12 protein-coding genes and 1 tRNA gene are annotated in these 11,580 nt (G+C 63.8%); 5 read left to right on the top strand and 8 right to left on the bottom strand.

Annotated features, from left to right (window positions below; translation table 11 throughout):
* Nucleotides 1-60: 60 nt before the first annotated feature.
* On the bottom strand, nt 61-675 hold the full coding sequence (locus A9W99_RS22730) for a dihydrofolate reductase family protein (RefSeq protein ID WP_067383561.1): 615 nt from the start codon (nt 673-675) through the stop codon (nt 61-63).
* 164 nt (nt 676-839) lie between these two features.
* Here A9W99_RS22730 and A9W99_RS22725 point away from each other — a divergent pair, with 164 nt between their 5' ends.
* On the top strand, nt 840-1,808 hold the full coding sequence (locus A9W99_RS22725) for a 2-hydroxyacid dehydrogenase (RefSeq protein ID WP_067383558.1): 969 nt from the start codon (nt 840-842) through the stop codon (nt 1,806-1,808).
* Here A9W99_RS22725 and A9W99_RS22720 read toward each other — a convergent pair.
* The 4 genes from A9W99_RS22720 to A9W99_RS22705 all read right to left on the bottom strand — a co-directional run bounded on the left by A9W99_RS22720 (nt 1,803) and on the right by A9W99_RS22705 (nt 5,422).
* Entirely contained in the window at nt 1,803-2,312 is a 510-nt protein-coding gene (locus tag A9W99_RS22720) for a hypothetical protein (protein ID WP_067383555.1), read from the bottom strand. The genes A9W99_RS22725 and A9W99_RS22720 overlap by 6 nt on opposite strands.
* Before the next feature lie 2 nt (nt 2,313-2,314).
* Nucleotides 2,315-3,475, bottom strand: a complete 1,161-nt coding sequence (locus A9W99_RS22715) for a hypothetical protein (RefSeq protein ID WP_216639749.1) — start codon at nt 3,473-3,475, stop codon at nt 2,315-2,317.
* A gap of 242 nt (nt 3,476-3,717) precedes the next feature.
* Complete coding sequence (locus A9W99_RS22710) at nt 3,718-4,884, bottom strand: SPFH domain-containing protein (protein WP_067383552.1); 1,167 nt, start codon at nt 4,882-4,884, stop codon at nt 3,718-3,720.
* A 199-nt stretch (nt 4,885-5,083) separates the two neighbouring features.
* Nucleotides 5,084-5,422 carry a DUF732 domain-containing protein gene (locus A9W99_RS22705; protein ID WP_067383549.1) on the bottom strand — a complete coding sequence of 113 codons (339 nt, stop codon included), beginning with the start codon at nt 5,420-5,422 and terminating at the stop codon, nt 5,084-5,086.
* 386 nt (nt 5,423-5,808) lie between these two features.
* On the opposite strand from A9W99_RS22705, the gene A9W99_RS22700 reads away from it, so the two are divergent.
* Together A9W99_RS22700 and A9W99_RS22695 are read left to right on the top strand one after the other, a co-directional pair.
* Complete coding sequence (locus A9W99_RS22700; RefSeq protein ID WP_067383546.1) at nt 5,809-6,192, top strand: hypothetical protein; 384 nt, start codon at nt 5,809-5,811, stop codon at nt 6,190-6,192.
* Nucleotides 6,193-6,253: 61 nt separating this feature from the next.
* Nucleotides 6,254-6,490 carry a hypothetical protein gene (locus tag A9W99_RS22695; RefSeq protein ID WP_067383543.1) on the top strand — a complete coding sequence of 79 codons (237 nt, stop codon included), beginning with the start codon at nt 6,254-6,256 and terminating at the stop codon, nt 6,488-6,490.
* A gap of 753 nt (nt 6,491-7,243) precedes the next feature.
* Here the strand turns inward: A9W99_RS22695 and A9W99_RS22685 are convergent.
* The 3 genes from A9W99_RS22685 to A9W99_RS22680 all read right to left on the bottom strand — a co-directional run bounded on the left by A9W99_RS22685 (nt 7,244) and on the right by A9W99_RS22680 (nt 8,397).
* Nucleotides 7,244-7,777 (bottom strand): hypothetical protein, encoded by a 534-nt coding sequence (locus A9W99_RS22685; RefSeq protein ID WP_156623239.1) that lies wholly within the window; start codon nt 7,775-7,777, stop codon nt 7,244-7,246.
* A gap of 27 nt (nt 7,778-7,804) precedes the next feature.
* The gene (locus tag A9W99_RS26710; RefSeq protein ID WP_156623238.1) at nt 7,805-8,113 is read right to left on the bottom strand and encodes a hypothetical protein; all 309 of its coding nucleotides are present in this window, start codon (nt 8,111-8,113) and stop codon (nt 7,805-7,807) included.
* A 211-nt stretch (nt 8,114-8,324) separates the two neighbouring features.
* A tRNA-Arg gene (locus A9W99_RS22680) sits at nt 8,325-8,397 on the bottom strand.
* A gap of 115 nt (nt 8,398-8,512) precedes the next feature.
* On the opposite strand from A9W99_RS22680, the gene argS reads away from it, so the two are divergent.
* Both argS and lysA read left to right on the top strand, forming a co-directional pair.
* The gene (argS, locus tag A9W99_RS22675; RefSeq protein WP_067383532.1) at nt 8,513-10,165 is read left to right on the top strand and encodes an arginine--tRNA ligase; all 1,653 of its coding nucleotides are present in this window, start codon (nt 8,513-8,515) and stop codon (nt 10,163-10,165) included.
* Nucleotides 10,162-11,580 (top strand): diaminopimelate decarboxylase, encoded by a 1,419-nt coding sequence (gene lysA, locus A9W99_RS22670; RefSeq protein WP_067383530.1) that lies wholly within the window; start codon nt 10,162-10,164, stop codon nt 11,578-11,580. The genes argS and lysA overlap by 4 nt, the downstream gene beginning before the upstream one ends.

The raw sequence follows: 11,580 nt of genomic DNA, 5'->3' as shown, positions 1-11,580 counted from the left end.
CAGAATCCTAGGCGTGTCGGGGGAATTTGCGTCTGCTCGCCAATGGTCGGCGCACACGGGTTACCGGATCACGCGGTAGCGCAGATGGGCCACCCCCGGAGCCTCGAGTACGCGGACGAGCTCCAGACTGGGCCTGCCGGCCTCGAAGCCGTCGAACAGCCGTTCACCCTGCCCGAGGATCACCGGGTTGACTTGGAGGTCGATTTCGTCGACCAGCCCGGCTTGGATGGCTTGCCGTGCGCATGATGCACCTCCGGCGATCGAGATGGCTCGGCCACCGGCAGCCGCCTCGGCTTGGGCGTACGCAGATTCGATCCCGTCGGTGACGAAGTGGAAGGTGGTTCCGCCTGTCATTTCGATCGGGTCGTGCGGATAGTGGGTCAGGACAAAGACCGGGCAGTGATATGGCGGGTCGTCGCCCCACCACCCCTTCCAGACCGAATCCCCCCAGTCGCCGCGAACGGGACCGAACATGTTGCGCCCCATAATCGTTGCGCCCATGCCATCCAGCATGTCTGACATCACTTGTCGGTTGACCGGATGGTCTTTCGCGGGGCCGAGATGCCACTCATGCAGCGTCCGGCCTCCGACGCCGAGCGGATGCTCTTCGCTCTGGTCGGGCCCGGCCACATAGCCGTCGGCAGAGATCGACATCGAAAGATTGGTTCTGCTCAACGTGCCTCCGTACGAGAGCGATCGGGTACCTCAAGGCAGACCGGTGTGGTCCGGAAAACTCATCGGCAGCTGCTTCTACCGGCGAGCAGACGCAAAAGCACCCGGATCCTCGGCGTGTCGCGGGCTTTCACGTCTGCTCGCCCCTGGTCCTGGAAGATGGCTACGTGACGGCGAAGAAGACCAACGACGTGCTGCGCATCGGTGAGTTCGAGCCGATATTTGATGCCGAGCTGGCGGCGCGCTACCAAATCCCGCGGCTGCCCGACGGACCGCGAGGGGCCGAGTTTCTGGCGGAGCACGCGGCCGACATTCGCGCGGTGGTGACGTGGGGCCGCCCGGGTGTCGACGCCGACACCATCGCGGCGCTGCCCAACTTGGAAGCGATCGTCAACAACGGTGCCGGCGTGGATGCAATCGATCTGGCCGCAGCCAAGCGCCGCGGCATCGGGGTCAGCAACACGCCGGATGTGTTGTCCGACACCGTCGCCGACACGGCAGTCGGGCTGATCCTAATGGCCGTGCGCCGGTTCGGCGCCGCCGACCGCTACGTGCGGGCCGGTCGATGGGCGCAGGACGGTCCGTTCCCGTACGGGAGGGACGTCACCGGCCTGCAGATCGGCATCCTGGGCCTGGGACGTATCGGCTCGGCCATCGCGACTCGCCTGCTCGGGTTCGACTGTGCCATCGCGTATCACAACCGCCGGCGAATCGAGGGGTCGCCGTACCGCTACGCGCAGACGCCCGTGGAGTTGGCCGAAATGGTCGATGTTCTGGTCGTCGCGACGACGGGCGATCGGGGAACTCGCAATCTGGTCGACCGCGCCGTCCTCGAGGCATTGGGTCCCGAGGGCTACCTCATCAACATTGCGCGCGGCAGCGTCGTGGACCAGGACGCGCTGGTGGAGTTGCTGGTCGCCGGCGGGCTGGCCGGTGCGGGGCTGGACGTCTTCGTCGACGAGCCCAATGTGCCCGCCGAGTTGTCGGCCCTCGACAACGTGGTGTTGTTCCCGCACATCGGCAGTGCCACCACCCGGACCCGTCGGGCGATGGCGCTGCTCGCAATCCGCAATCTGGACAGCTACCTGAGCACCGGTGAGTTGGTCACCCCCGTATTGCTACCCCGACGGTCATGACGGAGGAAGCCCCCTCTGCAGCTCGCTCACGGTGTCGAGCTGGCGCTGCACCATGGCGAGGTCGGCTTCGAGAGCGGTCGTGTCGGGCGACGTCGCGGCGGCCGCGTAACGCGCGACTGCGGCTTCGATGGATTCGACTGTTGTCGTAATCGATTGAAGTAACTCGTCTTTGTGGTCCGGCGCAAGGTGCGCGACGGCCACGAGGTGATCGTCGAGGCTGAGCGCGGTCTGTTCCAGATCGGCGCGCAGCACAAGGGTTGAACCGGTATCAAGTGCGTTGACGGCATGCAACGCCGACATCGCATCGCGCAGCCTGCGGTGCAGCCGGGCTTCCGGGTCGTGCGATACGGCCCATGTCCGAGGGGCGTGCGTCGGGCGGCCCGGGATCAGCTGATTGGCGCGCGCGATGGCCCGCTGCTGGTTGGCATTGACGACCGCTACCACGGCGACCGCCAGACCCGCGATGACGGCAAGCGTGAGGATCACCGCCACGACGATTTCCATGGCTACCTCTTGTGGATGTGGTGGGTGGGCACGCGGGTCGAGTGATGCCCGTGGGAGCGGAGGTAGACGAAGATCGAGATAACCAAGATCACGACCACCACAGCAATCGCAATGGCGATCGCCAACTTGACCTTGCTCCAGGGGCGGTCGCCGGCCACTTCGCCAGTGAGCCCGTTGATGCATACCTGGAACGGGCGGTTGCTGTACATGACGGTCAGCAGCCATATCGGCAGCAACAGGTGTTTGAACCCGAGGTAGTTCCAGGTGGTGCGGAGTTGGTGGATGCGCTGACGGTCTCCGCCGATGTTGGAGCGCACCGTCTGTTCGACGGCTTTCTCCATCTCCTGTTTGGCTTCCGGCAGTGCCTGCTCGGCGTCTTTGTCGTAGGTGCGACACAGGTGGCCGGCGACGAATTCCGGAGAGTATGACCGCGCTTGTTCGATCGGCCACGGCTCGAGCGCCTTAATTCTTTTGCGGTTGAGGCTTTCGCCGTCGTTGGCCAGCACCGGCAGGTCGGCGAAGTTGTTGCTCACCTGACCGGCGACGCGGTACCACCTGGTTCGCGTTTCGTAAATCGGGTCGCCGTCGCTGTCAGTGCCGACCCGAACTTCGTAATCCTCGCCGCGTTCGCCGTCGTATTGCGTGTCGGTGTCGGCGTCATAGGTGAAATACGCGGTGTACAGGCTGGAGAAGGCGCCAAGCTCGCGGTACCTCTTGAAATCGGTTGGCGCGAACCAGCGCTTGGTCACCCACTTTTCGATGAGCTCGCGGGCCTGTTTCTCATCGACGCGGAAGGGCACCAGGCCGTCGACCGGGAGTCGTGCGGGAGCGTTGTGCACGTCGTCGCGCTGGATGGGTGTCGCGCAGTAAGGACACTTGGTGGCTGTCAGGCTGCCTGCGAATTCGGTTGTGCCACCGCAGTTCTGGCAAGCTACTTCCCGCATGCCGGTAACGTTCGGCCCGTCCTGGCGTTGTTGCAACGCCCGTAGTTCCCGCATCGCGCCGGTCAGTTCGCGGGATGTGACCGGGGTGTTGGGTGCGGTGATGTCGTAGTAGTTGCCGCAGTTGGGGCAGCGCAGTTTCTGGCTGGCGATGTCGAAGTTGAGCTGACCACCGCACGACGCGCACGGATAGGTTCGGGTGCGCTCTGTGTGGTGGAACATCGCGGGCCCGGCCGGTTGTCCGGCGAATGGCTGAATGGTCGGCGGGGATGCTTGCGGGCGAGGCAACGGCGGGGGAGGTGCTGGCGGGCGCTGTAGCGGCGGCGGGCCAGCTTGCGGATGCTGTAGCGGCGGCGGGCCTGCCGGTGGCCGGCCTGGTAGAGGTGGCGGGCCGCTCGGGGGGCGTGGCAGCGGCGGAGGCTGCGCGCGCGGCTGATTGCGCGCAGGGTCCATGGGTTCGAAACTCATTGCTGCGGAAGCGGCGGAGGGGTGCCGGGTAGCGGCGGCGGCGTGCTGAACAACGACTGCAGCGACGGCACCGTCGACGCGGGAGCCCAGTTGGGCATTCCTTCGGTCCAAACCACTGTGTCCCGGGTCAGTTGACCGCTGGCGACGAACTGCCGCAGCCCCTCGACGGGGTACGGACCGGCGGGTTGGCCCTCGCGCTCGAAATGGAATTGCTGCTGCGGCGGCAACGGCGGCGGCGCCCCTTGTGGTGCAAAGTGTTGCGGTTGTTGTGGCTGGGCGTAACCGCCCTGCGCTGCATTGGCCATCTGGCTACCCAGTGCGACGCCGAGGCCCGCCTGGATGGCCGAGCCGGCTGCGCCGCCGCCCTCGTTTTGCGCCGCCGCCAACATCGCGTCGGCTTGGCGGGCTTTGGCAAAGCGGTCGAGATCGCCGACGTTGTTCAGGAAGCCGCTCTCCTCGAGACCACGCGCGACACCGCGGGTCATGGCCTGCTGAATCTCCTCCGGCAGCGAGATAGTCATGGTGACGGCGTCGATGCCGAGGCCGAACGCCTGCACTCGCTGAGCGACGAACTCGCGCAGCTTGTCCGACAATTCCACCTGGCGACCCTGTAGGTCGATCGCGCCGAGGCCGCTGCCCATGACCATGTCGTTGAACGCAAGCGCGATATTGCGGCGGATCATCTCGGTGATCTGGTCCATGTCGACCACGCTCTGGGTGCCGAGCACCTGACGCAGGAAAGCGGTCGGGTCAGTCACCCGGACAACCGTGGTGCCGTTGGCTCGCACCTGCACCATCTTGAAGTCCGGGTCGCGAACGGTTACCGGCTGCGGTGTGCCCCAACGTAAGTCGGGGTACGGGCGGGTGTTGACGTAGTAAACCTCGGAGCGGAAAGGGCTGTTGAATCCGTACTTCCAACCCTGCAGTGTGCCCAAGATGGGCATGTTCTCACTGGTCAGGGTGTAGTGACCGGGATTGAACTGATCGGCCAGCTGCCCGCGATAGACGAACATGGCGCGCTGGCCCTCGCGAACAACCAGCTGAGCACCGTTCTTGATCTCGTTTTGATACCGCGGGAACCGCCATGCCAATGTCGTGTTCGTGTCGTCGAGCCATTCGATGATGTCGACGAACTCGCCGCGGATCATGTCGCGCATGCCCATGGTTAAGCCCCCTCGTCGTCGGGCTCGGTGACGCGACCTCGGCGTCGTTCAGCGAGCTCAGTCTGCGGATATCGTGGCGAATCTTACGCGGCGGGTACGTACCGAGATTCGCTTTTTCTGGCAAAGCCGTGATGTTGCCGCGCCTTCGGGCGAGGCTGCTCAAGGTGAGGAATGCGGGGCCGTCCCCGCATGGCAATCGTTAGGCGCTGCGGCTGACGTACTTCGGGCAGTAGGCGGTTGCAGCGTCGACGGCGAATACCTTGGCACCTTTGGCGCTCAGGCCCGTCGCCTCGGCCACTTCGCGGTAAACCTCCTGACCGGAGTGTCCCTGGTTGAGGGAGTCACACACTTTGTGCGCCTCGCTGATAGCCCGCTCGGCGCTCGGCGGCGTGATCCCGTCAGCCTGGATCTGGGCGAGGAATGCGTCGTCGACCGAGCTCGCCCTGGCGGTGCTGGCAAAGCCGAGGTTGGTCAGGCCAAGGGTGGCGCCGGCCAGAATGATGCCGGCGAATGCGGCGGTGAAACGGTGAGAAGACATCGGGAACTCCGTCTGCTGATGTGTTGCGATCAACGGTGGATGGCGCTGGCCAAAGCCTCTGCACGATGCCTATACGGATTCTCAATAAATTCTTGATGAGATCGAAACGCGCTGGCGGTTGAGCGTGTTTCGGCAGGGCCAGCATGGTCAAGTCTGGAAAAGACGAAGGACACCGCAGATGGCCGACACAGAAGGCTTCGATGCCGGAGCAGACCTGCAGGTTGCCGCAGAGGCGATCGACGCCGAAGAACGAGCCGAGGAAGCACGTCGACAAGCGAGGAGAGCCCAGCGAGCCGCGGCCGACAGCTTGAAGAGATCCGCTGAAAGTCAGGACAGAACCGCGCGGACCTTAGAGGAAGCAGCTAGTCACAGCGTCAGTGAACGGGATGACTACCTCCAGCACGCTGCCTGTCATCGCCGGTACGCGGAAGAAGACCGCCGTATGGCTGACCGACTGCGACAAATGGCGGAAAGTGACTCCGCGAGCGACCACGAAAGCCCTCGCCTATAAGCCGCGACTTAAGCTCGGAGACGTGTACGAGGGGCGCTATGACGGGCACCGCATGATTGATGCGAGCTCTGAAAAGACCGTTTTTCGAGTACGTGGTCCGCGGATCATCGATGTCAAGTCGCGCCGATTGGTGTTTCGCCTTCCCGACGACAGCCGGATTCTTGATGCCGACAGGACTCAGCTGTTGTTCCGCATTCGCGACGACGGGCGAGTCGTCGACTCCGAGAGCGGTGAGCTGAGGTACCGGCTCAGACGCTGATTGCGCTTTCCAACTACGACTACTACCAATTGCAGATAGGTACCGCACTCAAGGAGTCGCTATGACCTATCGCCGTGTGGTGGTCGTGCTCACCGGCTTATTGCTGGCACTTATTGCTCCCGCCCCAGCTCAGGCCCAGCCGCCGACGCAATGTTTGACCAACACTCCTAAGGGCAAGCAGGTCTACATTCCCTGCGATCTGCTCAACGCCCGCGTCAACTACCCGCCGGGGCAGCGCTGTCAGGACCTCGGACCGCTCGACGGGTATCCGAAGGATGTGCGCGAATGGTGTGGCTAATGGCACCGCAATCCCATTGATACGCAAGGACTTTGAACTCGATGGCAGGTAGCTGGCTGTCGGGCAGCTCTCAGCCGTCCGCCCGCACCCAAGACTCTGGCCCCCGTTCCTGGAGGGCACCTCGCGTCGCTGCAGCCACCGACGGAGAAGGGCCACCCCTTATTGGCTGACGGCGACTAAACGACCCGTTTCGGTGAACAAATGCTGATCTCAGTTTCGCTGGAGCCGTGACGGGTAGGCCGTGTATCAGGCGCGTGGGGGGAGCCGGCACTACTCGCGCTGCTTAGTCCTCGGTAGTCAGGAAGCGGCTACCGAGGGCGCACCTACTAGATCCGCCGTCAGGGACTTCTGGCTAAACGCGCAGAAGTGCGCCGCTTGGCAAGCCTAATGGCGGAGGAGATTGCTGCATGCCCACTGCACTTATCCTGCAACTTGCCGCACTGCCCACCCGACCGGACGTGAAGTGATGGGCAACCGTCGCGATGTTCTGATAGCGGTCGTGACCACGACCATGACCATCATCGCGGCAGGCATAGTGCTTATGGCCCTGATCGCGGTGGCCATGGTCTTGATAGACCAGCCTCGTATGGAAAAGCCGTCCCGGCCGAGTGTTACACCAACATCAGCGGCGCCGTTGCCGCTGTAGCAACGAAACAGTGTTTTAAAACTCGGCTGGCACCCGCGGGGGATCCCCGATTTATTCTGCGCCCGTAGGGCGAACGCAATCGCACTGTCCCGGCGAAATCTTTGGTGCTAAGCCACTTCTCCCTCGGACGTATCCATGGGCTTCTTTGGCGACGAACTCAATATGTGGCGGCACCACAATCCGACGGCTCCGATGATCACGAAAGCCACGCCGCCGAGAAACCGCCACCACCGGCCCGGCTCATTGGCGAACACGGAAAATAGCCCACCCGCGGTCAGGAGGACGCCGAGCACCAAATTTATCCAGTAGAGCCTGGCCTGACCGCGATATTTCGCAACGAACTCTGCGTGGGTTCCCTCGAACCTTATAGGTTTCCATCCGTCGCGGATTCTTCGGGCCTGGATCGGCAGGAACACAGCGGTCACCAGAGCAAGCACCGCAATAATGGAGACGACAATTTGATAGAACATGCGTCCCTCCGCGGTTCCGTAAGCGACGCGAGCAGTGTAGTCGGCGGACAGCGTGTCGGCTAGCGAAACGGCATGCTGGCGGCACGCAATATATTGCGCGACATTCCCTGGCATACCTCGCGCCACATACCCAAGAATTTTTGAATTTTCTAGCGCGTAACGGGTAAACAACGGTCAGCATTCAGGCCGGTCGTGCGGCTACTTTTCCTGGTCTGTTCCTTCGTCCGTTTCATCTCTGGCGGCTTCGGCTTTAGAGCGATCTTTTCCAGCGGTCCGCCGCCGCTGAATTGCAGCGTCGCTATGCAGTTCGCCGCTACTGTTGGGTTTTCCATGAGCAGCCCACTCGTGACCTTCAGCCACCTGCTCATTCCGTTGCGCCGCAAGGTCATCCGCGGCCGCGCGATCGCGCGCTGAATCCGGCATTTCACAACCTCCCGGAACGATGTTGGCGTCCCATCGCAGCGGTTTACCCAGCCCATGTGCTGTTAAGCATGAGTCTTCATCCACCCAAGTTGCTCGCCGTCCAGCCCACTCGTCATCTGGCGCGTCGGCCAACCGGCGGGATGGGCATCCGACAGGGCCGCTACCAGGCATTGGGGGTGGCACCCGGGGTGGGAGGCATGCCCACGAGAATGGTCGTCGGCCCCGCCAGCGACGGCAACATAGGACGGAGAATGCACGCGAAAGCCGGATTTCGGCGTTTCCGCTGGTCAGACAGTGCCCCCGGCAGGATTCGAACCTGCGGCCTTCTGCTCCGGAGGCAGACGCTCTATCCCCTGAGCTACGGGGGCGCACCCAAAACCATGCTGCGCCAATGGGCCCGAACAGACTAACTCATCGACATGACCGTCTGAGCACCGCAATGGATTCGGGGCGCGAGCACACTAGCCAATAGGATGGACGCTCGTGACCCCCGCCGACCTGGCTGAGCTGCTCAAAATCACCGCCGCAGCGGTGCTGGCCGAGCATGACCTCGACGTGTCGGTGTTGCCGCAGACGGTCACCGTGGAACGTCCACGCAACCCCGAGCACGGCGATTACGCCAGCAACCTGGCACTTCAGCTCGCCAAAAAGGTCGGGGCAAAACCGCGTGACTTGGCCGGCTGGCTTGCCGAGGCGCTGACCCAGGTCGACGGCATCGCCTCTGCCGAAGTAGCCGGACCGGGCTTCATCAACATGCGCCTCGAGACGTCGGCGCAAGCCAAGATCGTCAACGACGTCATCGACGCCGGCGCGAAGTACGGCCACTCCGCCGAACTGGCCGGTCACAAGATCAACCTGGAATTCGTCTCGGCCAACCCGACCGGGCCGATCCACATCGGCGGTACCCGCTGGGCGGCGGTCGGTGACGCGCTGGGCCGGCTGCTGTCCACGCAGGGCGCCGAAGTAGTGCGCGAGTATTACTTCAACGACCACGGCGCCCAGATCGACCGATTCGCCAGCTCACTAGTCGCGGCCGCAAAAGGCGAACCCACGCCTACAGATGGCTACGCCGGCAGCTACATCAACGACATCGCCGCACAGGTGTTGGAAAAGGCGCCGGACGCGCTCACGCTGCCTGAGACCTCGATGCGCGAAACGTTCCGCGAAATCGGCGTCGATCTGATGTTCGCCCACATCAAAGAGTCGCTGCACGAATTCGGAACCGACTTCGACGTTTACACCCACGAAGACTCGATGCACGCCAGCGGCCGCGTCGAGGAGGCCATCGCCCGGCTCCGTGAGACCGGCAACATCTACGAGAAGGACGGCGCAACCTGGTTGCGCAGCAGCGCTTTCGGTGACGACAAGGACCGCGTCGTGATCAAGAGCGACGGCAAGCCGGCCTATGTCGCCGGCGATCTCGCCTACTACTTGGACAAGCGGCAGCGCGGCTTCGATTTGTGCATCTACATGTTCGGCGCCGACCATCACGGCTATATCGCGAGGCTCAAGGCCGCCGCTGCCGCGTTCGGCGACGATCCCGCCACCGTGGAAGTGCTCATCGGCCAGATGGTCAACCTGGTCCGCGACGGTCAGCCGGTGCGGATGAGCAAGCGGGCCGGCACCGTCATAACGCTCGACGACCTGGTCGAGGCGATCGGCGTAGACGCCGCCCGCTACAGCCTGATCCGCTCGTCGGTGGACACACCGATCGACATCGACCTGGCACTGTGGTCCTCGGCGTCCAATGAAAACCCGGTCTACTACGTGCAATACGCGCACGCCCGGCTTTCGGCGCTGGCACGCAACGCGGCCGAACTGGGCCTGGTTGCCGACACGAACCACCTCGAGCTGCTCAACCACGACAAAGAGGGAACGCTGCTACGCACCATCGGCGAATTCCCCCGGGTGCTCGAAACCGCTGCCTCCCTGCGGGAACCGCACCGGATATGCCGCTACCTGGAAGACCTCGCCGGCGACTACCACCGGTTCTATGACTCATGCCGCGTGCTGCCCCAGGGCGACGAGCAGCCTACCGACCTGCACACGGCACGCCTGGCGCTGTGCCAGGCCGCTCGTCAGGTTATTGCCAACGGGTTGGCAATACTGGGAGTCACCGCCCCGGAGCGCATGTGAACGTCCATCCCGCCGGTCCCCGGCACGCTGAAGAGATCCGCCCCGCCAGTGGTCTGCCGCGGCCTCAGTCGGCCGACGAACTGCTACGGCTGGCCCCGAATGTGTGGCCGCGCAACACCATTCGTGACCAAGATGGCGTGACCCACATCGCGGGAGTCAAGCTGACCGACCTCGCCGGAGAATACGGCACTCCGCTGTTTGTCGTCGACGAGGACGACTTCCGCTCTCGCTGTCAAGAGACCGTGGCAGCGTTCGGCGGCGGAGCCCATGTGCATTACGCCGCAAAAGCCTTCCTGTGCAGCGAAATTGCGCGCTGGATCGACGAAGAAGGGCTGTCGCTGGACGTGTGCACCGGCGGCGAGCTCGCCGTCGCGCTGCACGCCGGCTTCCCGCCGGAGCGAATTACCCTGCACGGCAACAACAAGTCGATCGCGGAGCTGGCAGCGGCTGTCAAGGCCGGTGTCGGTCACGTCGTCTTGGACTCGATGATCGAGATCGAGCGCCTCGACGCGATCGCCGGCGAGGCGGGCATCGTCCAAGACGTTTTGGTGCGTCTCACCGTAGGCGTCGAAGCGCACACCCACGAGTTCATCTCCACCGCCCACGAGGACCAGAAGTTCGGACTGTCGGTGGCCAGCGGTGCGGCGATGGCAGCGATCCGACAGGTATTCGCCGCCGATCACCTGCGATTGGTCGGACTGCACAGCCACATCGGTTCGCAGATTTTCGACGTCGCCGGCTTCGAAGTCGCCGCACACCGAGTCATCGGCCTACTGCGCGAGGTGGTCGGTGAATTCGGTCCCGAGAAGACCGCGCAGCTGTCCACCGTCGATCTCGGTGGCGGGCTCGGGATCTCGTACCTGCCGCCCGACGATCCGCCGCCGATCGCCGAGCTGGCCGCCAAACTCAGTGCCATCGTGAGCAAGGAATCAGCGGCCGTCGGCTTGCCTGCACCGAAACTGGTTGTCGAGCCTGGACGCGCGATCGCCGGTCCGGGCACCATCACGCTGTATGAAGTCGGCACCGTCAAGGACGTCGACGTGAGTGCCAGCGCGAACCGCCGCTACGTCAGCGTCGACGGCGGCATCAGCGACAACATCCGCACCGCACTGTACGACGCGCAGTACGACGCCCGGTTGGTGTCACGACTGAGCGAAGCACCGGCGGTGCTGGCGCGCATCGTCGGAAAGCACTGCGAAAGCGGCGATATCATTGTGCGCGACACATGGGTGCCGGATGACCTGCAACCCGGCGACCTGCTCGGCGTCGCCGCTACCGGCGCATACTGCTATTCATTGTCGAGCCGTTACAACATGATCTGTCGTCCCGCGGTGGTCGCGGTGCGCTCCGGGCAGTCACGTCTGATACTGCGCCGCGAGACGGTCGACGATCTGCTGAGTCTGGAAGTGAGGTGA

Source organism: Mycobacterium sp. 1164966.3, assembly GCF_001665395.1.
Lineage (GTDB): Bacteria > Actinomycetota > Actinomycetes > Mycobacteriales > Mycobacteriaceae > Mycobacterium.
This window is presented reverse-complemented; position numbering and strand designations above follow the sequence as displayed.